The following is a 23464-nucleotide window of genomic DNA, read 5'->3' as shown; positions in this document are numbered from 1 at the left end:
CCGACTCACGGCGTCCGCGAACCCGGTGCCGCGCCCGGCCGGAGTACCACCTTCACCGCCCCGTCGGTCTTCTGCTGGAACATCGCATATCCCTGCGCCGCTTCGGCGAGCGGAAGATGGTGCGTGGCAAACGAATCCACGTCCAGCGGGTCGCCGTCGATCAGCAGCGGCATGATGTCGTCGGCCCATCGTTTGACGTTGGCCTGACCCATCCGCAATTGAATCTGCTTGTCGAACAACACCCGCATCGGCAACGGATCCAGCATGCCGCCGTAGACGCCGATCAGCGAGATCGTCCCACCGCGCCGCACGATATCGATCGCACTGTTCAGCGCGGCCAGACGATCGATGCCCGCGGTATCGATGACCCGCTGCGCCACCGCATCGGGCAGCAGGCTCGACCATTTCTGGGCCATCGTCGCGACCGGCGAACCATGTGCTTCCATCCCCACCGCGTCGATGACCGAGTCGGTGCCGCGCCCGCCGGTCAGCTCACGTATCTGGTTACCGAGTTCGCTGCCCCGCCGCGTCGAGGTCGATGGTTTCGATACCGCGTCGCGCCACCCGCGCCAAACGCTCGGGCACCCGATCGACGCCGATGACCCGCAGACCCCGGTGCGCGGCGACCCGGCACGCCATGTCCCCGATCGGACCGAGGCCGAGCACGGTCACCGAGCCGCCCTCGGGCACCGACGCGTACTCCACGGCCTGCCACGCGGTCGGCAACACGTCCGACAGATAGAGGAAGCGATCATCGGGCGCGTCGACCGGAACCTTGATGTGGGTGAAGTCGGCGTGCGGCACCCGCAGATACTCCGCCTGCCCGCCGGGCACCTGCCCGTACAGCTTGGAATAGCCGAAAAGTGCTGCGCCGCTTCCTTGCTCACGAACCTGAGTCGTCTCACACTGGGTCGGCAAGCCCTGCCCGCACATGAAGCAGTCACCGCAGCTGATCTGGAACGGCACGACCACCCGATCCCCCTTCGCGAGATTCGTGACCGCGCTGCCCGTCTCTTCCACGATGCCGATCGGCTCGTGTCCGAGCACATCACCTTCGCTCATGTACGCGCCGAGCACCTCGTACAGGTGCAGGTCCGAACCGCAGATGCCCGACGACGTGACCAGAATGATCGCGTCGGTCGGCGACTCGATGCGCGGATCGGGCACCGTCGACACCTCGACCTTGCGTTTGCCTTGCCACGTCACGGCTTTCATCGCTGCTCCTTGTCCTGGATCAATACCTGCCTCGGCGCTACCCGCAGGTATTGCTCCGAAACCGGTAGCCCCGCAGCGGCGTTGGCTACTCGTGCCCCGCAACCGCTATTCATAGGCGGGGTAGCCCTGCGCGTTCAACCGCCGCGCGAGATGAGCGGCGTTGCGCGCCATGGCCTTTGTCGCCGACACGATCCGGTCCGGCACGGGATCGAGGTCTCGGTAATCGGTGCCGCCCATCGCCTCCCCGTTCCAGTAGGTACACCCCTGGGCGGGAACGGAGAAGCCGATGTCGTTGAGGGCCTGGAACAAGTCGCCGACGATCTTGTGCGCCCCATCCTCGTTACCCACGACCGCGGCGATACCGACCTTGCCGACCATGGTGGGGCGGCCCGCGTCATCGGTCTCGGACAGTTCCGCATCCAGGCGTTCGAGCACCCGCTGGGCGACCGAGGACATGTGCCCGACCCACGTCGGCGTCGAGACGAGCAGAATATCGGCGGCGAGAATGCGTTCCCGGATGGCGGGCCACTGGTCGCCGGAACCTTCATCCGTGCTGACACCGGCGTGCACGTCGTAATCCACCACGCGCACGAGATCACCCTTGATGTCGCTCTCGGCGAGCGCGTCCAGCGCATGCCGGGCGATGAGGTCGCTACTGGATTCCGCGGGCGACTTCTGCAATGTGCATACCAGTGCGAGTGCGGTCGGATCAGTCATGAAATTCAGCCTCCTGACGGTGATAGTGCGGGAACGCGCTGATCAGAGAATCGGACGGCCGCCGGTGACAGCGATTCGCGCGCCGGAGATGTAGCTGCCGTCGTCGGCGGCCAGGAGGACGTAGGCGGGGGCGAGTTCGGCGGGCTGACCCGCTCGCCCGAGCGGTGTGTCATCGCCGAACTGGCTCACCTTCTCCCCCGGCATCGTCGAGGGGATCAGCGGCGTCCAGATCGGCCCGGGCGCGACACTGTTGACCCGAATCCCTCGCTCGCCCAACAGCTGAGCCAGACTGGCCGAGAAGTTGGCGATGGCCGCCTTGGTGGCCGCGTACGGCGCCAAGGTCGGCGAGGGCATGTCCGAATTCACCGACGAGCTGCCGATGATCGACGCGCCGCGCTCCATGTGCGGCAGTGCCGCCTTGACGAGGTGGAAATAGGCCCCGACATTGACCTTGAACGTGTAATCGAATTCCTCGTCGGAGATCTCCTCGATCGTGTCGTGCGTCATCTGGTAAGCCGCATTGCTGACCAAGACATCGATGCGACCGAATTCCGCCACGGCCCGGGCGATCACCGCGCGGCAGTGGTTGGGGTCGGAGAGATCGCCGGGCACCAGCACCGCTGTGCGGCCGGCCTGTTCCACGAGTTCGGCGACCTGCTTGGCGTCCTCGTCCTCGTTGAGGTAGGAGATCAGCACGTCGGCGCCTTCGCGCGCGAACGCGATGGCGACGGCACGTCCGATGCCGCTGTCGGCGCCGGTGATCACCGCGGCCTTGCCCGTCAATTTTCCGCTGCCCCGGTAGCTGGTCTCGCCGCAATCCGGTTGCGGCGACATCCGGGCCTGCACCCCCGGAACCTCTTGTTGCTGTTCGGGAAATCCCATGATCGACTCCTCCTGCGCGCGGACAACTCCTGGCCCCGGACGCCTACCCGGTGGTCGTCGTCCCAACCAGGCCGGCGTCGCGGCGGGCGCGCTGCCGTGCTCGAGTGCGCAGTTCAGCGTTCGGATTCACGGCTTCCGAACGCGCAGGAGCGTTCAGTCCGCGACCGGAGTGGGTGCGAGGTTGTCGATGAGCAGCCCGAGGGCGAAGTCGAACCGTTGGTGGCCGGTGCCAGAGGTCAGCTCGGTCACGTGCTTCCTCGTGTTCGGGAACGTGGCCTCGGGCAGGGCGCTGAACCGGGCCGCCAGCTCCTCGGGACTCAACACCCAGGTCTCGTCCTCGGCCTTTTGCCGCTGCCGGACCAGGGAGGTTTCCAGGGCGTAGCCGGCGACGTAGAGGGAGAGCGCGTCCATCCCCCAGGCCGCGGCCTGCGGCTCGATGCCCGCGGCCAGCAGGATCGAGAAGATCCCCTCGGCCACCCGCAGCGCCTCCAGGTTCGTCGGCACCATCGCCAGCGCGGCCCGGGAGATCCCCGGATACTTCAGGTACTGGTCGCGCAGTTGGACGTACACGTCACGAATCTGCTCGCGCCACCGTTCCGGATCGGGTGTCGGCAGCACGATCTGCGCACACAGCCGGCCGACCAGCAGATCATCGATATCGGCCTTGTTGACGATGTGGGCATAGAGCGAGGACGGCCCCGTGCCCAGCACATTCGTCACGCTCCGAATCGTCAGCGCGTCATACCCCTGCTCGGCCACGACCCGCAACGCCGCATCGGTGATCCGCTCCACCGTAATCGGCGCCTTCCGCGCCGACGGCGACGCCGCGGCCTCGGGCTGAGCATGCCGCGCAGCCCGCCGCTGCCTGGGATCGCTGGCCATACCCCGGACTATAACCCGCCACGATCAAAGTTCGTACACCAGAACTTAGATCGTCAACCACTCATTTGCCCGCCGAATCGACTACATGTCAATGGTGGCGCAATGCCTGGCCACGCTATCGACAAGCCGAGCACGCAAAGCCGCCAGCGCCGAACCAGCGCTGCCGCCATCGGCTTCGGCCAGCGCCGCAGGCAGGCAAGCCGCATGTCATGGTTCTATAACATTGCCTACTGCGAACAAGATCCGGTGATCTGGGTGAAAAGCGGATAAGGACAATCGCTCAGCAGCGAGTACAAACCATCCGATAGCACCAGAACCCGGGCGTCGTGTCACAGATCCGTTCCATCGTCTGCATGTTATGAATCCATAACATCGACAAGTGGGTAGCCGGCCGACACCCATTCACTCAGGATGGTTGGGGTTCTCGGTGGCGGGTGGATTCGCGGAAGCGGGTGACGAGGTGGGTGGGGGCGGTGGTTGGGGAGCCGGCGTTGTACGGGGGTTGGGGGGCGTATTCGGCCATGAGTTGGATGGATTGGGCCGCTTCGTGGCCGGCGATTTTGCCGACGAGGGTGAGGGCCATGTCGATGCCCGCGGAGACGCCGGCGGCGGTGACGTATTTGTCGTCGTGGACTACGCGTTCGCTGACGGCGGTCGCGCCCAGGGCGGTCAGGTTGTCGAGCGCCAGCCAATGGGAGGTGGCGCGGCGGCCGGTGAGCAGGCCGGCGGCGGCGAGGATCAGCGAACCGGTGCATACCGAGGTTGTCCAGGTGCTGGTTTCGTCGACCTGTCGCAGCCACTGGTGCACGGGTCCGTCGGCCATCTGGGCGGACTGGCCCGGCCCGCCGGGTACGAGCACGATGTCGGGGTCGAGCACCTCGGACAACTCGGCGTCGACGACCAGCTGAAGGCTGCCCGCATCGTTGCGAACCGGCCCGACGGACTCCCCGACGAAGACGACTTCGGCGCCGGGCAGGCGACTGAGCACCTCATAGGGCCCGACGGCATCCAGGGCGGTGAAACGATCGAACAGCAGGATCGCGATCTTCATGATTCTCCTAGGGACGGTACGAAACTCGGTTGGAAACGTCGCCGATATTCGGCGGGCGCGACGCCGACCACCCGCACGAACGCGCGCCGCATCGCCTCCGTCGTGCCGTATCCGCAGTCGTCGGCGATTTCCTCGATGCTGTGATTGGTGTCCTCGAGCTGGCGACGCGCGGACTCCAGGCGAACCCGGTCGACGTACCGCCCCGGCGACATACCCACCTCGGCCGAGAACGCCCTGGTGAACTGCCGCGGCGACAAGTTCGCCCGCTGCGCGAGCGCCTCGACGGACAGGTCGGAATTCGGATGCTCGGCCACCCACTGCTGAACCTCCCGCACGGGTTCGCGCTGAGCCATCTGCGTCGCGAGCTGAACGCTGAATTGCGCCTGACCACCGGGCCGGCGCAGAAACACCACCAGGTGCCGCGCCACGACCAACGCGGTATCCCTGCCGAGGTGGTCCTCGACGATGGCCAACGCGAGGTCGATACCCGCGGTGACCCCGGCGGAGGTCGCGATGGCCCCGTCCCGAACGAAAATCGGCTCGGTCAGCACCTCGATATCAGGAAAACGCTCGGCCAGCGCGGCGCAGTGCGCCCAGTGCGTCGTCACCCGGCGCCCCGCGAGCAGGCCGGCCTCGGCGAGCAGGAACGCGCCCGTGCAGACCGAGACGATCTGCAGCGCCCGCCCGGCGTTGTCCCGCACCCACGTCACCAGTCGCGGGTCGTGCTGCCCGCCGCTCAATCCGCCGGGCACGAGCAGGACATCCGGATCCTCGACGCGGTCCAGATCGGTGTCGGGAACGATCAGCAGACCACTCGACGTGCGCACCGGCTGCCCGCCGAGACTCGCCGTGGTGATCGCGTAGGCCGGTTCGAGGCCGTGCCGTGCCCGGGCGGTATTCGCCCCGGTGAACGCCTCGAGCGGTCCCGTCACATCGAGGCTTTGCACGCCCTCGAAGCAGACGATGAGCACCTTCCGAATGGCCATGTCTCATCGTGGCCCCACCCGGATATGGCCGCAAGGTCGAATATCCCACCTTTTAGGACATCGCCAGTGTCGCGTCGATCAGCGCGACTGCCAATCGCGCAGTGCCCGCCGGACGAATTCCGCCGCGGAACCCAGATAGCTCGCCGGATCGAGCAAATCCTCGATCTGGTTGCGGCTCAAATACTTTCCGATCGTCGAGTCCGCGGCCAGCAGGTCGGCCAGATCGCCCGACGAGCCGCGCAGGCAGCAAGCCGCGACCAGGTCGGTCGCCTCCTGCCTGCCCACCGCTCCTCCCGCGGCCGACACCAGCTCGATGGCGACGTTCTCGACCACCAGCAGCCCACCGGCGCTTTCCAGGTTGTCGCGCATACGAACCGGATCGACCTGCAGACGTTCCAGACTCACGCGCAGCCAGTGCACCGCCGAACCGGTACTGCGCAGCAGCTCGGTGAGCGGCTGCCACTCGGCATGCCACGCGCCGGCCGCCCGCTGGTGTTCGTGCGCCCCGGCGGCCAGCAGATTGGCGACCAGCCCCGGCGCCTGAGCGGCCGCACCGGCGGCCAGGACGGCGGCAACGGGATTCTGCTTGTGCGGCATGGTCGACGACCCGCCGCTGCCCGGCGGCCCCTGCTCGCGGACCTCGGCGATCTCCGTCTGCGCGAGCAGCGTGATATCGCGGGCGACCTTCGCGACCGCCACACACGTCTGCCCGAGCGCCCCCGCGACCTCCGCGATCCGACTGCGCTCGGTATGCCAGGCCAGCGCGGGCTCGGCCAGCTCGAGCCGACGGGCCAGCTCGCTCAGCACGGCAATTCCGTTGCCCCGCAACGCCGCCAGTGTTCCAACCGCACCACCGAACTGCACCGCGAGCCGTTCCCGGCGGATCAGATCGATGCGATCCAGCGCCGCGACCACCCCGCCGAGCCAGCCCGCCGCGGTGAGCCCGAAGGTCACCGGCAGCGCCTGCTGGAGCAGGCTGCGCCCGGCCAGCACCGTGCCCGCGTGCTCCTCGGCCAGCTGCGCCAGCCGCGTTGCGCAGACGTGCAGGTCGGTGCGCAACGCGGCCAGCGCCCGCGCGCTCAACAGCATCGCGGCGGTATCGATGACGTCCTGACTGGTCGCGCCCAGATGCACATAGGCGGCGGCCGCCGGCTCGACCCGCGCGGTCAGCGCGCGCACCAGCGGCCCGGCCGGATTGCCGATCCGCACCGCGTCGGCGCCGAGTGCGGCGATATCGTAAATCTCGGCCCGGCAACACTTTTCGATCGCCAGCGCGGCGTCTTCCGGAACCACGCCTACCGCCGCCGAGGCAGCCGCGAGCGCCGACTCGAAGTCGAGCATCGCCTGCACCCAGGCCCGATCACCGACCGTCTCGGCGACCGGACCCGCGGCGAACACCCCGTCGAACAGCCCGCCCGCAGTCATCGGCGAACACCCTGATCACGCATCGAAACCGCGACTGACCGGGACAGCGGCGGGCTCATGTGGCCTCACGCTACGATCACCCACACCAGAAATCCAATAGATCTTTTGCGATCTGCGTATAGAGGAGATCTATGGGCGCCGAATTCGACCTGAACCTCATCCGGACCTTCGTCCTGCTCTACGAGACGCGGAGCGTGACGGCGGCGGCCGACGTCCTCGGTGTCACCCAGCCCACGGTCAGCTACGGCCTCGGCAAGCTGCGCCGGCGACTCGGCGACGAACTGTTCGTCCGCGGCCCCGGCGGTCTGGTGCCGAGCTCGGAGGCCGAGCGGCTCTATCCCCCGCTGCGCACCGCCATCGAGCAGCTCGACGTAACCATCGGCGCCGCAACCCAATTCGACGCAACCGGACCGGTCAGCTTCTCCATCGGCCTGTCCGACCTCGGCGAGGTCAACTCGCTGCCGCTGATCCTCGCCGAGCTCGCCGTCCGCGCGCCTGCCGCGACCCTGCAGGTGCACGCGTTCGACATCGACACCGCGACAGACGAACTCACCCGCGGCCGGGTCGACGCGATCGTGGCCAGCCCGATCCTGGATTCGGTGCGGCTCAACCGGATACCGCTGTTCACCGAGGGTTACGCGGGCATGGCCGCCGCCCAGCATCCCCGGCTCAGCGCGGGCACACCGACCGAGGCCGAACTGCGGGCCGAGCGCCTGATCGTCGTCGACGGAACCACCGGCCACCCCGCACCTCGGCGCGCCCTGCGCACCCACGGCCTGGAGGGCAACATCGCGGTCCGGGTCACCCGCTTCGCCACGCTGCCCTACGTGGTGCAGGACAGCGAACTCGTCGCCATCGTCCCGCTGCGCATAGCCCGCGCACTGGCCCGCACGCATCCCGTCCGCACCTTCGAGCTGCCATGGCCCATCGAACCGGCCGAGGTCGCCGCCTACACCCGCCGCACACCGGGCCGCAGCGCCGCGCAGGCCTGGTTCCTCGACGTCATTCTCGCCGCGCTGCAAGACCTGCCCTGACAGTGACACAGGCAGCACGATCAAAGTTCCCTAAGGGAACTCAAATGACTAGACTGATGCCATGCAACGGACGAACTTCGGCGAGATGGCTTGCTCGATCGCGCGCACCCTCGATGTCATCGGCGAGCCGTGGTCGCCGTTGATCCTGCGGGACGTGTGGGTCGGGTTCACCCGGTTCGAGCAGATCCAGGCCGATCTCGGCATCTCCCGCAAGGTGCTGACCGAGCGGTTGAACCACCTGGTCGAGCACGGCGTGCTGGCCCGGAAAGCCTATGACCAGCGGCCGCGATACGAGTACGTGCTGACCGAGAAGGGCACCGAGCTGATCGACGTGCTCATGGTGATGGTCGGCTGGAGCGACAAGTGGCTCGCCGGTGCGGCGGGGCCGCCGGTGCTCTATCGCCATCACGCGTGCGGTGAGATCAGCCGGGTGGACCTGCGCTGCGTGCACTGCGGCGAGCCGATGCACGCGGGCGATATCGATGTGCTGCCGGGACCCGGCGCGGCGGTCCGGTCAGCGTCCGTCTGACCTTCCCGGCTGGTCCAACCGCTTGCCCAGGTTGCGGACCGTTCGTTCGGTGAACACATCCCTCAGTTCGACTGTGGCGCCGATGGATTCCGCGATGCGGCGGGCAAGCCGGACCACCAGGAGCGAGTGCCCGCCCAGATCGAAGAACGAGTCGTCGATGCCGACCTGCTCTACGCCGAGCACGTCGGCGAACACACCGCACAACCGCTCTTCGGTGGGCGTCCGCGGTGCTCGGTAAGCGCCGCCGGTGAAGACCGGGGCCGGCAAGGCCTTTCGATCGATCTTGCCGGTCGGCCCCAACGGCAACGCGTCGAGGACCACCAGCGCGGCGGGGATCATGTACTCCGGCAGATACCTGGAGACATACTCTTTGACCGTCGAAACATCCACTCCCGCCTCGCGATCGGCCGGGACCAGGTAACCCGCCAACTGCCGGCCGGTATGACTGTCCCGCGCGATGACGACCGCCCTTGCCACCGAGGGATGCCCGGCCAGCGCCGCCTCGACCTCACCCGGCTCGATGCGGAATCCGCGCACCTTCACCTGGTCGTCGGCACGGCCGGCGAATACCAACTGCCCGTTGGCGTTCCAGCGCACCAGATCTCCGGTCCGGTACAACCGCCCACCCGGCTCCGGCGCGAAGGGATCGGCGACGAATCGCACGGCGGTCAGTCCGCCGCGGCCCAGGTATCCACGCGCCAAACCGGCACCGGCCACGTACAACTCGCCCACCACACCCCGCGGCACCGGGTGCAGAGCGCGGTCGAGCACGAACACCCTCGTGTTGTCGACCGGCGCCCCGATGGGCACCGATACCTCGTCGACGCCGTCGGCCGCCGCCCAGGTACTGTCCGCGCTCACCTCGGACGAGCCGTAGAAGTTCAGTAAACGGCTGTCCGGCAACAGCATCGAGAACGACTCGGCGACCGGTTTCGGCAACGGTTCACCGCTGCTGACCCACATCGCGCAGCCGGCCGCACGCCCGATTCGGTCGTCGGCCAGCATCGCCGACAGCAAGCTGGGTACCAGCACGATCCGCCGGACCTCGTGCCGCTCGATCAGGGTGATCAATTCGGCGACGTCACGAACCTGCTCACCGTCGGCGACAACCACGGTCCCGCCGTTGGTCAGCGGCCCGGCGAGCTCGAACAGGGAATCCAGGAAACTCAATGATGTTTTCGCGCACACGGTCTCGCCCGGCGCCCACGGAAACTTCCGGCGGTACCAGGCCAAACGATTCGTCAGACCGGCGTGCGTACCGACCACGCCCTTCGGCTCGCCGGTCGAACCCGACGTGTAGACGATGTACGCCGCGTTGCCCGGATCGACAACAGGGAGCGGCGCCCGCCCGGCGTGGCGCTGAGCAGCCGACATGGCCGACGGGTCGAGCACGGTGACCGGCCGCGAATCCGCCATCATGTACCGGATCCGGGATTCGGGGTACTCCAGATCCACCGGCAGGTAGGCGGCTCCGGCTTCGAGCACGCCCAGCACGGCGATCACCATCTCCGCCGATCGCGGCAGGCACACTGCCACAACGTCTTCGGCACCGACGCCGCGCGCGATCAACCACTGCGCCAGCTGATCGACCCGGGCGGCGAGCTGAGCGTAGGTCAGCTCGACGGCGCCGCAGATGAGCGCCGTCGTGTTCGGCGTCGCGGCGGCCTGCGCGGCGAACATCTCCGGCAGGGTCGCGGTCGGCACGGCGACCGCGGTGTCGTTCCACTCGTGCAGCAGTTGCCGCTTCTCACCGGGCAGCAGTATCGCCAAGTCCGACAACGTCATTGCCGGGTCCGTGACGACAGTGTCGAGCAGGCACAGGAATCGATCGGTGAGCAACTCGACCGTGTGCCGATCGAACAGATCGGTCGAGTACTCCACCGTGCCCGCATAGCCCTCGTCCGGGCGCTGTTCCTCCAACGCGAAGAACAGGTCGAACTTGGCGGTTCCGGTGCCGGCCGATACCGGAACCGCAGCGACACCGGGGAGGTCGAACTCGTGGGACATGTTGTTCTGCAACGAGAACATGACTTGGAACAACGGGTGATACGCCGTCGACCGCACCGGCTTCAGCAGCTCGATCAGCCGCTCGAACGGCAGATCCTGATTCTCGTAGGCGCGCAACGCCTTTCCGCGCACCTGATCGAGGACATCCGCGAACCGGAAACCCCCGGCGATCTCGACCCGCAGCACCCAGGTGTTCACGAAGAACCCGACCAGATCGACCAGTGCCTCGTCGGTCCGTCCGGCGATCGGGCTGCCGATCGGAATGTCCTCTCCCGCACCGAGTTTGTGCAACAGGACAGCGAAGGCCGATTGCAGAACCATCGACGCGGTCGCTCCCCGGCTCCGCGCCAGCCGCTCCACCGCCGATCTCAACTCGGCGCCGACCGCGAATTCGAGCACCGCGCCTCGGGAACGGGCGTCCTTCGGCCGCGGCCGATCGAACGGCAACGTCAACTGCTCGGGGAGACCGGACAGCTCCTCGGACCAGTACTCGAACTGGAGCGACGACAGACTGCCCGGATCGTCCGGGTCGCCCAGCAGCTCCCGCTGCCACAGCGCGTAGTCCGCGTACTGGACCGGCAGCGTCGGCCAATCGGGTTCCCGCCCAGCGCGTCTGGCCGCGTAGGCGGCGGAAAGGTCGCGCGCCAATGGCGCCAACGATCCGCCGTCCGAGGCGATGTGGTGAAGCACGAGCACCAGGACGTACTCGTCGATGCCCATACGAAAAATGCTGGCCCGCAGCGGAATCTCGGTCGAGAGATCGAATGGACGCCGCACTGCGCCCCCGATCGCGTCGTCGGCGTCCACGAGGTCCGTCACCTCCACCGGAACCTCGACCGCGTCCAGCACCCGCTGCACCGGCACGCCGTCCACCTCGGCGAAAACCGTCCGCAGGGCCTCATGCCTGCGCACCACGTCACCCACCGCCGACACCAACGCCTCGACCTCGACCGGTCCGGTCAGCCGCACCGCCAGCGGCACGTTGTACGTCGCCGACGCACCCTCGAACCGGTCCAGAAACCACATCCGTTGCTGCGCAAACGACAACGGAGCCGGCCCCGAACGAGCGCGCCCGCCCAACGCGGGCCGCACCGGCACCCCGGTGTCGAGGCAGGCCGCCAACGAGGCCGGGGTCGGCGCGTCGAACACCGTCAGAATCGGCACCTCGATGCCCAGGACGGCACGGATTCGGCTGACCAGCCGAGTAACCACCAGCGAATGTCCACCCAGTTCGAAGAAGTCGTCATCGACGCCGACCCGGACCGCGCCGAGCACCTCCGCGAATAGTTCGGCCAGGATCTTCTCCTGCGTGGTCACGGGGGCCCGGTAGCCGGGCCGTGGTGTGGGCTGTGCCGTTGTGGCGGTGGTCGATTGATCGAGCGAATGCGCCGCACCGATCACCATCGCCGGATCGGTCACCGCCCGTTCCAGCACGCGCACGAACCGCTCGGCGAACGAACGCACGGTGGGTCGATCGAACAGGTCGGTCGAGTACTCGACCACGCCCGTGTAGCCACCCGCACCGGAATCCCGCTCCTCGAGCGCGAACAGCAGGTCGAACCGCGAGGTCCCGGTATCGATCGGCATCGCCGCGGCCCGGACACCGGGCAGATCGAATTCGTGAAACGTGTTGTTCTGCAGCGTGAACATGACCTGGAACAGCGGATGGTAGGCCGTCGATCGGACCGGGTTCAGCAACTCGATCAACCGCTCGAACGGCAGATCCTGGTTCGCGTAGGCGCGCAACGCCTTTCCACGGACCTGATCCAGCACATCCGCGAACCGGACCGGGCCCGACAGGTCCACCCGCAGCACCCAGGTGTTCACGAAGAACCCCACCAGGTCCGCCAGTGCCGCGTCAGTCCGTCCAGCGATCGGTGTCCCGATCGCGAGGTCGTCACCCGCGCCGAGTTCATGCAGTAGCACGGCGAAGACCGTCTGCAACACCATCGACGCGGTCCCGCCGTGGCTTCGCGCCAATTCCCGCACCGCCGCACGCAATCCGGCGTCGACGGTGAATTCGATGACGTCGCCGCGGAAGCTCGGCGCCTTCGGCCGCGGCCGATCGAACGGCAACACCAGCCGTTCGGGCAGATTCGCCAGTTCCCCACGCCAGTACTCGAACTGCGCCGACGAAACGCTCTGCCCGTCCGACGGATCACCGAGGAGCTCCCGCTGCCATGCGGCGTAGTCCGCATACTGCACCGGCAACGGCGGCCGGTCCGGTTGCCGCCCAGCGAGTCCGGCCGCGTAAGCAGCCGAGAGGTCCCGAATCAACGGGTCCAGCGATCCGCCGTCCGCGGCGATGTGGTGCACCACCAGTACGAAGACCCAGTCGCCGGCACAGCGAAAGATGCCGGCCCGCAGCGGAATCTCCGCCGAGAGATCGAACGGATAACGCGCCGCGCTCCGAACCGCGCCATCCAGTTCCGCCGCATCGACCTCGGTCACCGGGACCGGCACATTCACCGCATCCAGAATCCGAGGTACCGGTACACCATCGACCTCGGCGAAAACCGTGCGAAGCGGCTCGTGCCGATTCACCACCTCCCGGACCGCCGACACCAGCGCCGCGACATCCACCTGCCCGGTCAGCCGCACCGCCAGCGGCACGTTGTACGTCGCGGACCGCCCGTGCGCCCGAGCCAGGAACCACATTCGTTGCTGTGCGAACGACAACGGGACGTGGGCCGGATCGGCGCGCCGGGTCAGTGCCGGACGGGTAGGCAGGTCCGCATCGAGCCGCGTCACCAGCCGGGCCGGAGTCGGCGCGTCGAACACGGTCAGGATCGGCACCTCGACGCCCAGCACCACGCGAATCCGGCTGACCAGGCGGGTAACCGCCAGCGAGTGCCCGCCCAGCTCGAAGAAGTCGTCATCGGCGCCGACCCGCGCGACGCCGAGGATTTCGGCGAACAGCTCGGTGAGCATCAACTCCGGTAGCGACCCCGGCGCCCGATACCCGGCCCGAGCAGCGAACCGCGGGGCGGGCAGTGCCCGCAGATCCGACTTGCCGTTGGCGGTCAACGGAATCGCGTCGAGCACCATCACCGCCGCGGGCACCAGGTACGACGGCAACACCTCGACGAGATCGGCGCGCACCGCGTCGGTATCGATCTCGAGGCCCGCGGTCGCGACCAGATAGGCGACAAGCTGCTCGCCCAGATGCTCGTCGGTGCGAACCACCACGATCGCCTGCGCGACATAGTCCAAGGCGGTCAGGGCGGCTTCGATCTCGCCGGGCTCGATCCGCATGCCCCGGAGCTTCACCTGGAAATCCGTGCGGCCCAGATACTCCAGCTCGCCGGCCGCGGTCCACTTGGCTCGGTCACCGGTCCGGTACATCCGTTCCCCCGGCACGAACGGATCGGCCACGAACCGATCCGCGGTCAGCCCCGCACGTCCCAGGTAGCCGCGCGCCAATTGCGCACCGGCCACATACAATTCCCCCGCCACACCCGCGGGGACCAAACCCAGCCCGGCATCCAGCACGTAGGTCCGCGTGTTGAACACCGGCCGGCCGATCGGCACCGTCACGGCGTCGGCCGCGGTCACCTCGTGGTAGGTGACGTCCACCGCCGTCTCGGTGGGGCCGTACAGGTTGTGCAACCGGGCGCCGGTCAGCTTCCGCAGTCGCTGGGCGGCACTGCCCGGCAGCGCCTCGCCCGACGCGAAAACGTTACGTAAGCAGCGACATTCGGCGGCCATGGGCTCGGATACGAACACCGAGAGCATCGACGGTACGAAATGTACGGCGGTGACCCGCTCTTCGCTGATGACCTGCGCCAGATACCGCGGATCGCGATGCCCGGCAGGCTGCGCGAGCACCAGGCGTGCGCCGATCTGCAACGGCCAGAACAACTCCCACACCGACACATCGAAGGTGACCGGAGTCTTGTGCAATACCACGTCATCCTGGCGCAGCCCGTACTCCGCCTGCATCCAGACGAGGCGGTTGACGATCGCACCGTGCGAGATCGCGACACCCTTGGGTCGTCCGGTGGAGCCGGAGGTGAACAGGACATACGCGGTGTGCCCTGTACGCAGTCGCCGGGGCCGGTCGGCGTCGGTGAGCGGGTCGGCGTCGAAGTCCGCTAGGTCGAGCTCGTCGACGCGCACTTGCCGCGCGAACCCGGTCGGCAGGTCGACGCCCGAGGTCAGCACGACGACCGGCCGCGCGGTGTCGAGCAGGTAGTCGATGCGCCCGGCCGGCTGATCCGGATCCACCGGCACCCACCCGCCCCCGGCCACCACCACCGCATACACGCCGAGGAGCAGATCGACCGAACGCGGAATCCCCACACCTACCAGCGAATCCGGCCCCACGCCCAGCGAGATCAGATAGCGCGCCAACCGATTCACCCGACCGGCGAACTCGCCGTAGGACAGCGTGACTCCCTCGAACGTCACCGCGGGCGCCTGCGGGGTCCGCGCCACCTGCGCATCGAACAGCGAGGCCAACGTCGCACCGCCATCCACGGCATGAACGGACTCGTCCCAGGCCGCGACAAGCGACGCTCGCGCACCGGGATCGAGCAGCTCGATCGCGCCGACTGCCGTTTCCGGATTGCCCACGACCGTTTCGAGTACCCGAATGAACCGGTCGATCAGCAACTCGACGGTGTGCTGATCGAACAGATCGGTCGAGTATTCGACCCGCCCCGCATAGCCGTCCGCGCCGGAGTTCGGCTGCTCGAGTGCGAAGAACAGATCGAACCTCGAAGTCCCGGTATCGACCTGCCGTGGGGCCGCGTCCAGGACGTCGAACTCATGAAACATGTTGTTCTGCAACGCGAACATCACCTGGAACAACGGATGATGCGCGGTGGACCGCACCGGATTCAGCAGCTCGATCAACCGCTCGAACGGCAGATCCTGATTCTCGTAGGCGCGCAACGCTTTTCCCCGCACCTGGTCGAGCACATCGGTGAACCGTCGCTGCCGGGTCACCTCCACCCGCAGCACCCAGGTGTTCGCGAAGAACCCCACCAGGTCCGCCAGTGCCGCGTCGGTCCGTCCAGCGATCGGGCTGCCGATCGGGATGTCCGCACCCGCGCCGACCTTGTGCAACAGAATGGCGAAAGCGGACTGCAAGACCATCGAGGCCGTCGCGCCTCGACTCCGCGCCAGTCGCTCGACCGCCTGCCTGAGTCCGCCCCGGACCCCGAATTCGACCACCGCGCCCCGTGAACTCGCGACCTTCGACGGCGGCCGGTCGAACGGCAGCATCAACCGCTCGGGCACCCCCGCCAGCTCCGCCCGCCAGTATTCGAACTGCCGCGCCGACAGACTCGTCGCATCCGCCGAGTCACCCAGCAACTCCCGCTGCCAGACCGCGTAGTCCACGTACTGCACCGGCAACGCGGGCCAATCCGGTTCCCGCCCCGCGCATCTGGCCGCGTACGCGACCGACAGGTCCCGCGCGAACACCGGCAACGAGCCACCATCGGTCGCGATGTGATGCAGCAGCACGACCAGCACGCGTTCGTCGACCTCGCTGAACACGCTGACCCGCAACGGAATATCGACCGACAGATCGAACCGGTAGCGCGCGGCTGACCGCACCGCGGCATCGATATCCGCGACCTCGGACACCGCGATCGGCACCTCGACGTCCGCACTGTCGAGCACCCGCTGCACCACAGCACCCTCGACCTCGGCGAACACCGTCCGAAGACTCTCGTGTCTACCCACCACATCCCGGAAGGCCGCGCCGAGCGCATCGAGGTCGACACCCGCGGGCAACCGCACCGCCAACGGCACGTTGTAGGTCGCCGACGCCCCATGGAGCCGATACAGGAACCACATCCGCTCCTGAGCGAACGACAGCGGGACCCGATCCGGACGGGCACGCGGGGTCAACGCCGCCCGCGCGGGAGCCCCGGCATCGAGGCAGGTCGCCAGCGAGGCCGGTGTCGGCATATCGAACACCGTCAGGATCGGCACCTCCACGCCCATCACCACGCGAATGCGGCCGACCAGGCGGGTGGCCAGCAGAGAATGCCCGCCCAGCTCGAAGAAGTCGTCATCGGCCCCGACCCGGCCGACACCGAGGACTTCGGCGAACAGCTCGGCGAGCGTCCGCTCCGCCGGCGTCACCGGCTCCCGGTATCCACTCGCGGACACGAACTCCGGGGCAGGCAGCGCACGAATGTCCAACTTGCCGTTGGGAGTCAACGGGAACTCATCGATCACCACCACCGTCGGCACCAGGTATTCGGGCAATCGATCGAGCAGATATCGGCGCAGCACCGAGGCCGATAGCCGAGCAGCCGGATTGCTCGCATAGTGGGAGGGAGCGCGCAACGGTCCGGTCGGCAGATGGACGTCGGTCAGCGGACGTCCGGGACCCCGGCGCACGAAAACAGCGTCCATACAACCTTTTCGGGCCGACCAGGTAACCGCCGTCGCGTAGCCGTACGCACGGCCGAGGAGATACAACTCTTCGGGCAGCATTCCGGAGGTATCGACCGGCCGCGCACCGGTTGCGCGGGCAACCGCCTGCCTATCCCGACAGATTCCCGCGTGCGGGATCGCCGTGATGCGCAGTGGCTGAGCGTCGTTCGAAGAGAGGGCGGAGCGCAGCGCGGCCCGGTCGGCAAATCCCACACTCGCCACGTCGCGCAACGACAATGCGCCCGTTGGCTGTTTGCGCAGCACGACGTCGTACCGATAGCAGGTCAACTCGTTGACCACGTTCCCGCGCTTCAATTGGATATCGACGGCGCCGATCTCGACGACCGCTCGCTCCAGCGCGGCGAAGTACTCGGGCGCCAGGAGCAGCTCCTCCTCGGCCTGCCTGGCCGCCCGAGCCCGAGACCGGATGAACTCCGGCTCGGCGCCGCGGTGCCTGGCCGCCTGCACCGCCGTCGAAAACTCGTCGAGCAGAGTCAGATTCCGAATGTCGCCGAGAAAGATCGCCCCGCCCGGCACCAGCAACTCCAGCGCCAGCCCGATCACCCGGCGCAGATAGTTCTCGCTCGGAAAGTACTGGACCACCGAGTTCACGATGATGGTGTCGAACCGGCCACGCGGCAATCCCCGCGTGTCATCCGCCGCACGAACCTCCAGGACGATTCCTTCGGCATCGCCCCACCGCTGCCGCACATTCCGGACGGCAGCCGCCGAAACATCGGTGCCCCAATACTCTTCGCACTCCGGAGCAAGCTCCGACAGCAGCAGACCGGAACCCACGCCGATCTCCAGAACACGTCGAGGGCTCAGCTCGCGAATACGATCGACGGTCACGTCCCGCCACTGCCGCATATCCTCGACCGGGATCGGCGCACCGGTGTAGCTGTCATTCCAGCCCGCGAAATCCGATTCGGCCGTGTCGCCCGAATACACTTCGTCGTAGAGCCGATGCCACTGGCCGACGATCTCGGCCTCGCCGTCGTCACCGGAATCGACAGCCCGATCAACGGTGACATATCCGAGCAACTGGTGCTCGCCCTCGATCCCCGGTCGAGCGGTGACAACCGCGCGAGCCACCGCCGGATGCGCGGACAGCGCCGCCTCTACTTCGCCGGGCTCGATTCGGACGCCGCGAATCTTCACCTGAAAGTCCGTGCGTCCCAGGTACTCCAACTCACCGCCGGCGGTCCACCGCACCCGATCCCCGGTGCGATACATCCGCTCACCCACCACGAACGGATCCGCCACGAACCGTTCCGCCGTCAGATCCGCACGCCCCACGTAGCCCCGCGCCAACTGAACGCCGGCCAAGTACAACTCGCCCGTCCCGGCCGGCCGCAACCGGTCATTCAACACATAGACCCGAGTGTTGGACACCGGCAGGCCGATCGGCACCGACACCGAATCGGCCACACCCACCTGGTGATAGGTGACATCCACCGCCGCCTCGGTCGGACCGTACAGGTTGTGCAATCGTGCGCCGGTAGAGCAGATCAACGCTTGCGCAACGGTCCCCGGCAACACCTCGCCCGACGCGAAAACGTCACGGAGACTCAGGCATTCACTCGCCTTGGACTCCGCGACGAACACCGCCAGCATCGACGGCACGAAGTGAGCGACCGTGACCCCCTCCCCCACGATCAGATCGGCCAGATACCGCGCGTCCCGATGCCCACCCGGCTGTGCCACCACTAGCCGAGCACCAACCTGCAACGGCCAGAACAACTCCCACACCGAGACATCGAACGTCACCGGAGTCTTCTGCAACACCACGTCCCCGGCCCCCAGCCGGTATTCCGCCTGCATCCACACCAATCGATTCACGATCGCCGCATGCGGCACCGCCACCCCCTTCGGCCGGCCGGTCGAACCGGACGTGAACATCACATAGGCGATATTCGACGCCCGTAACACCCCCAACCGCTCTGCGGCGGACACCGGCTCTGCCGAAAAGCCTGACACATCAACACGATCGACCTCGACGACGCCCACACCCGGATCGAATCCCCCGCGCGATGTCGTCAATACACACACCACATTCGTCGTCTCGACCACGTATCGCGTACGCCCACCGGGATGTTCCGGATCCAACGGCACGAACCCGCCCCCGGCCACCACCACCGCATACACACCCACCACCAGATCGATGGAGCGCCCCATCCCCACCCCGACCAGCGAATCCGGCCCCACCCCCAGCGAGATCAAATAGCGAGCCAACCGGTTCACCCGCCCGGCGAACTCCCCGTCCGACAGCGACGTCCCGGCGAACGTCACCGCCACCGCCTCCGGAGCCCGCGCCGCCATCGCCCCGAACAACGAGACCAGCGTCGCCGCATCGTCATCGCCCCGCGGTCCCGCGGTCAACGCCCGCTCAGCAGGATCCGACATGCCGATTCCTTCCTCCGCTGTCAGCTCGGGAAGATCAGCGGGACCCCGATTGCACACCTCGTTCTGCAACCATTCATCCCTACCGGCGGTCGTGGGTGAAGCCCCGAATTCCTGCGAATATCGCGACCGAGGGGGACGGCCCGGCACATCGGTAACCTGAGACGAGGGTTGGGAACACGAGCCGGCCGGACAGCGGGGAAACGATGAACGAGGAATCGGCACGGCGGCCGAAGGGGCTGGGCAAACGGGCGTGGCTGACCACCAAACTGGTGCGCCGGGTATTGCGCGCGCTCGCCTGGTCGAAGGTCGTGCACGTGACGGTGATCGGTCGCGCGGTGGTGCCGAAGACCGGTCCGGTGATCGTGGCCAGCAATCACATCTCGATGCTGGACGCGGTCTTCCTCTGGGGCGCCCTGCGCAGGCGGGCCATCGCCATCGCCATGGCCGAGCTCTGGTCCTGGCCCGTGGCCGGCTGGCTGGTCCGCAGGCTCGGCCAGATTCCGGTGCTGCGCCGCAACAGCGAGTCCGGTCGATCCGCGCTGACCCAGGCCGAACAGATCCTCCGGCACAACGGCGTCCTGCTCATCTATCCCGAAGGTCGCCTCGTCGCCCCCGGCGAACACGAACCCTACAAACCCGGCGTCGCCAAGCTGGCCATGACCACCGGCGTTCGGATCATCCCCGTCGGCACCACCGGCACCGACCGAGTCCTGCCCATGCGCCGCACCCGCGGCACCGGCCCCGCCTTCGACCGCCACCAGCGGGTCACCATCCACTTCGGCGCCCCGATCGACCCCGCCGACTTCGACGACCCCGAAAAACTGCTCGACCACCTCCGTCAGCAGATCGAGGGCCTGCGCGTCGTTGATTGATCGCCCGGTCGTTCGCCCGCCGGAAAGCTTTCCCGAGGCCCGGTAGGCGCCTCGGCCGGGTGATGTGACCTCGGTTACTCGCGGGATCTGCGTCCGCTCGACCGACTTCGCTTGCGCCCATTAGGATTCAGGCGTCCTGGTCGGCCTCAGCAGGTCGGCCCGCAGGCACCGCCGAAGCCGGATTCCGAGGTAGAGTCGACCGCTGATCGGCGCTGTCATGTAACGGTTTCGCCTCGACGGAAGACGCACTGTGTGGGGATTGGGGCAGCCCGCGCGCCGGTTCGACGCACAGCCGATAAGGGAGTACTAGATAGATGCAGGTCCGATGAAGATTTCCGCACTACGCACCACCGCCGCGTTGCGGACCACCGTGATCGCACTCGCCGCTACGTTGTCCGTGAGCCTGCTCGGCGCGGCCGCCTCGGCCGAGCCGCCGAAGCCCTCGGCCGTCACCTCCATCGACAAGGCGGGGCGGACCTGGCACCTCAAGGTGTACTCGGCCGCGATGAACACCGAAATCCAGGTCGACGTGCAGCGCCCGGCCGACGAGTCCAAGCCGGCGCCGAACCTCTACATGCTCAACGGCCTCGACGGCGGCATCGGCACCGCCAGCTGGCAGGCCCAGACCAACGCGCTGGAATGGCTGTCCGACAAGTCGGTCAATGTCATCCAGCCGATCGGCGGCCGCGGCAGCTACTACACCGACTGGCTCAAGCCCGACCCGACGCTCGGCACGAACAAGTGGCGGACGTTCTTCACCGAGGAGCTGCCCCCGCTGCTCGACAAGACGCTGCAATCCACCGGGCTCAACGCGCTGACCGGTCTGTCCACCTCCGGCACCTCGGTGCTGCAGCTGGCCGAGGCCAAGCCCGGCCTGTTCAAGACCGTCGCCGCCTACAGCGGGTGCGCGCAGATCGCCGACCCCGCGGGTAAGCAGTTCGTGAAGCTCGCCACCGAGACCTGGGCCGGCGGCGACACCAAGAACATGTACGGTCCGGACAACAGCCCGCTGTGGGCCGAGAACGACCCGGTGATCAACGCGGAGAAGCTGCGCGGCACCCTGCTCTACGTCTCCAGCGGCAGCGGCATCCCGGTGCTCGACGACGTCAACTACTACCTCGGCAGCTCGCCCGGCCCGTCCGGCGCGGTCAACCTCGGCCTCGGTGTGATCATCGAGGCGGCGGTCAACGGCTGCACGAACAACCTGAAGAACCGGCTGGACTCGCTGAACATCCCGGCGACCTACCAGTTCAACCCCGTCGGCACCCATTACTGGCCGTACTGGGAACAGGCGCTGCACGATTCCTGGCCGCTGCTCGCCCAAGGCATGAACCTGCCGCACTGACCCACCGCGCACGTTCACGGGAGGGAGTCCAACCGGACCCCTCCCGTTTTCGTGTCCCGGCCTCAATCGGAGCCGACCACCGCCCACCACGCCACGAGCCGATTCGCCAGCGAATCCACCCCGTAGTGGTCACGATGGTGATACGGACTCAACCCGAAGTGATTTTCCAGCTCCCCCCACAGAAACTCACTGACCACAGCCGCCCCCGCCCCCGCCCCCAACCTCGTCAGAATCGGCCCAATCAAGCAGTCATACTCATCCTCCACCACATCCGCCACCCCAATCGGATCCCACTGATTCAGCAGATACCGCAGATTCCCCTCGACATCGACCTCTCCCACAGGTGCATCATGGCACGACCGTCCGCGATCACAGCGGGTCCGAATCGTCGTCGCCGTGGTCGTATTCGTCGACAGCGATTCGGCTCGCCGAGGTGACTCTCGCTTGTCGGGGCCGAATTCGTGCGGCCAGGGCCTATCGTCACTGCGATGAGTGCACGGTTCGAGGAATTGGGTTGGCAGCGGACGGGGATGGGGGAGATCAGTTTGCGGCGGCGGTTCGAGGGGACGGCGGGGGTTGATGTTTATGAGGTGAAGCTGGGGGATGAGTATCTGATGTCGAGTTTGTTCACCGTGGCGGAGCGGGAGCTTGCTCGGCTGGGGTTGGCGCGGACCGAGGGTGGGGAATTGGATGTGGTGGTCGGCGGGCTCGGGTTGGGGTATACCGCGCAGGAGGTGTTGCGGGACAACAGGGTTCGTAGTCTTACCGTGGTCGAGTACTCGGCTGCGGTGATCGATTGGCATAACCGCGACCTGTTGCCTGACACTGCGGGTTTGACCGCGGACAGCCGAATCTCTGTTGTGTGCACCGACTTCTTCGCCGCGGCGGCGAGCACGACCGGGTTCGATCCGGAGCGCCCTGGCCGGACGTACGATGCGATCCTGCTCGACATCGATCACTCCCCCCGCCACGTCCTGCATCAACCGCACACCGCGTTCTACACCTGGGAGGGCATGCGGGCGCTGTCCGCGCACCTCGCGCCGCGCGGCACGTTCGCCCTGTGGTCGGACGACGCCCCGGACGATCAGTTCCTGTCTATTCTCGAATCCGTCTTCAGCGATGTCGAAGCCGAGGTAGTCCCGTTCGACAATCCCCTGACCCGTGGCCGATCGACCAATACGATCTACCTCGCCGGCCGGTCCTGAAGATCAGGAACGGCGCGGAAGGGCATGCAGCACAACCTCGCTCAGCCGCCCCGCGGCAATCCGCGCGGTCATATACGTGTGCTCGGGTTGTCTGCGCCGATCCGTCGGGGACCCCGGATTGAGCAGCCGTAACCCACTGTCGGCGACCGTGTCCCACGGAATATGACTATGCCCGAACACCAGCACATCGGTATCCGGAAAGTCCCGCGCGCATCGCCGCTCACGCCCGGTGGCCGCCCCGGTCTCGTGCACCACCGCCAACCGAACCCCGGCCAATTCGACCCTGGCGATCTCGGGCAGCCGGGCCCGCAGCGCCGGTCCGTCATTGTTGCCGTACACGCCGATCAGCCGCCGACTGCGCGCCGCGAGCCGATCGAGCAGCTCCACCTCGACCCAGTCCCCCGCGTGCACGACCACATCGGCGGCATCCACCTCGCCCCACAGCCGCTCCGGCATATCCCGCGCACGCACGGGCACGTGGGTGTCGGAGATGATCAGCAGCCGCATACCGT

General features: G+C 67.3%; 14 protein-coding genes and 2 pseudogenes. 6 read left to right on the top strand and 10 right to left on the bottom strand.

Annotated features, from left to right (window positions below; all coding sequences use genetic code 11):
• Positions 1 to 5 precede the first annotated feature (5 nt).
• From ACFQ9K_RS01735 to ACFQ9K_RS01720, 4 genes and pseudogenes are all read right to left on the bottom strand, one after another.
• Positions 6 to 1215, bottom strand: a pseudogene (locus ACFQ9K_RS01735) (zinc-dependent alcohol dehydrogenase).
• A gap of 105 nt (positions 1216 to 1320) precedes the next feature.
• Entirely contained in the window at positions 1321 to 1932 is a 612-nt protein-coding gene (locus ACFQ9K_RS01730; RefSeq protein WP_378721020.1) for a flavodoxin family protein, read from the bottom strand.
• Positions 1933 to 1974: 42 nt separating this feature from the next.
• A complete protein-coding gene (locus ACFQ9K_RS01725; protein ID WP_378721019.1) occupies positions 1975 to 2814 on the bottom strand; it encodes a glucose 1-dehydrogenase in 840 nt (279 codons plus the stop codon).
• A gap of 153 nt (positions 2815 to 2967) precedes the next feature.
• Positions 2968 to 3696, bottom strand: coding sequence for a TetR/AcrR family transcriptional regulator (locus ACFQ9K_RS01720; RefSeq protein ID WP_378721017.1), 729 nt, complete (start codon positions 3694 to 3696; stop codon positions 2968 to 2970).
• Between the two features lie 102 nt (positions 3697 to 3798).
• On the opposite strand from ACFQ9K_RS01720, the gene ACFQ9K_RS01715 reads away from it, so the two are divergent.
• Positions 3799 to 3966 carry a hypothetical protein gene (locus ACFQ9K_RS01715; protein WP_378721016.1) on the top strand — a complete coding sequence of 56 codons (168 nt, stop codon included), beginning with the start codon at positions 3799 to 3801 and terminating at the stop codon, positions 3964 to 3966.
• Between the two features lie 136 nt (positions 3967 to 4102).
• Here ACFQ9K_RS01715 and ACFQ9K_RS01710 read toward each other — a convergent pair whose 3' ends face one another.
• From ACFQ9K_RS01710 to pcaB, 3 genes are all read right to left on the bottom strand, one after another.
• Positions 4103 to 4747 (bottom strand): DJ-1/PfpI family protein, encoded by a 645-nt coding sequence (locus tag ACFQ9K_RS01710; RefSeq protein ID WP_378721015.1) that lies wholly within the window; start codon positions 4745 to 4747, stop codon positions 4103 to 4105.
• A complete protein-coding gene (locus ACFQ9K_RS01705; protein ID WP_378721014.1) occupies positions 4744 to 5733 on the bottom strand; it encodes a GlxA family transcriptional regulator in 990 nt (329 codons plus the stop codon). The genes ACFQ9K_RS01710 and ACFQ9K_RS01705 overlap by 4 nt, the downstream gene beginning before the upstream one ends.
• 78 nt (positions 5734 to 5811) lie before the next feature.
• On the bottom strand, positions 5812 to 7158 hold the full coding sequence (gene pcaB / locus ACFQ9K_RS01700; protein ID WP_378721013.1) for a 3-carboxy-cis,cis-muconate cycloisomerase: 1347 nt from the start codon (positions 7156 to 7158) through the stop codon (positions 5812 to 5814).
• A 131-nt stretch (positions 7159 to 7289) separates the two neighbouring features.
• On the opposite strand from pcaB, the gene ACFQ9K_RS01695 reads away from it, so the two are divergent.
• Together ACFQ9K_RS01695 and ACFQ9K_RS01690 are read left to right on the top strand one after the other, a co-directional pair.
• Positions 7290 to 8192 (top strand): LysR family transcriptional regulator, encoded by a 903-nt coding sequence (locus tag ACFQ9K_RS01695; protein WP_378721012.1) that lies wholly within the window; start codon positions 7290 to 7292, stop codon positions 8190 to 8192.
• Positions 8193 to 8253: 61 nt separating this feature from the next.
• Positions 8254 to 8721 carry a winged helix-turn-helix transcriptional regulator gene (locus ACFQ9K_RS01690; RefSeq protein ID WP_378721011.1) on the top strand — a complete coding sequence of 156 codons (468 nt, stop codon included), beginning with the start codon at positions 8254 to 8256 and terminating at the stop codon, positions 8719 to 8721.
• On the opposite strand, the pseudogene ACFQ9K_RS01685 reads toward ACFQ9K_RS01690, so the two are convergent.
• Positions 8707 to 19509: pseudogene (locus ACFQ9K_RS01685) on the bottom strand (amino acid adenylation domain-containing protein); the annotation flags it as partial. The gene ACFQ9K_RS01690 and the pseudogene ACFQ9K_RS01685 overlap by 15 nt on opposite strands.
• Positions 19510 to 19733: 224 nt before the next feature.
• On the opposite strand from ACFQ9K_RS01685, the gene ACFQ9K_RS01680 reads away from it, so the two are divergent.
• Positions 19734 to 20402 (top strand): lysophospholipid acyltransferase family protein, encoded by a 669-nt coding sequence (locus ACFQ9K_RS01680; RefSeq protein ID WP_378721010.1) that lies wholly within the window; start codon positions 19734 to 19736, stop codon positions 20400 to 20402.
• A 325-nt stretch (positions 20403 to 20727) separates the two neighbouring features.
• On the top strand, positions 20728 to 21747 hold the full coding sequence (locus ACFQ9K_RS01675) for an alpha/beta hydrolase (RefSeq protein ID WP_378721009.1): 1020 nt from the start codon (positions 20728 to 20730) through the stop codon (positions 21745 to 21747).
• Between the two features lie 62 nt (positions 21748 to 21809).
• Here ACFQ9K_RS01675 and ACFQ9K_RS01670 read toward each other — a convergent pair whose 3' ends face one another.
• Complete coding sequence (locus tag ACFQ9K_RS01670; RefSeq protein WP_378721008.1) at positions 21810 to 22088, bottom strand: hypothetical protein; 279 nt, start codon at positions 22086 to 22088, stop codon at positions 21810 to 21812.
• 147 nt (positions 22089 to 22235) lie between these two features.
• On the opposite strand from ACFQ9K_RS01670, the gene ACFQ9K_RS01665 reads away from it, so the two are divergent.
• Positions 22236 to 22952: a spermidine synthase gene (locus tag ACFQ9K_RS01665; RefSeq protein ID WP_378721007.1), complete on the top strand. Its 717-nt coding sequence runs from the start codon at positions 22236 to 22238 to the stop codon at positions 22950 to 22952.
• 3 nt (positions 22953 to 22955) lie between these two features.
• Here ACFQ9K_RS01665 and ACFQ9K_RS01660 read toward each other — a convergent pair whose 3' ends face one another.
• Positions 22956 to 23459 carry a metallophosphoesterase family protein gene (locus tag ACFQ9K_RS01660; protein WP_378721006.1) on the bottom strand — a complete coding sequence of 168 codons (504 nt, stop codon included), beginning with the start codon at positions 23457 to 23459 and terminating at the stop codon, positions 22956 to 22958.
• Between the last annotated feature and the right edge of the window lie 5 nt (positions 23460 to 23464).

It is taken from the genome of Nocardia sp. NPDC056564, assembly GCF_042793755.1.
Classification (GTDB): domain Bacteria; phylum Actinomycetota; class Actinomycetes; order Mycobacteriales; family Mycobacteriaceae; genus Nocardia.
Note: the sequence above shows the minus strand (reverse complement) of the source record. Positions and strands in the feature narration are given on the sequence as shown.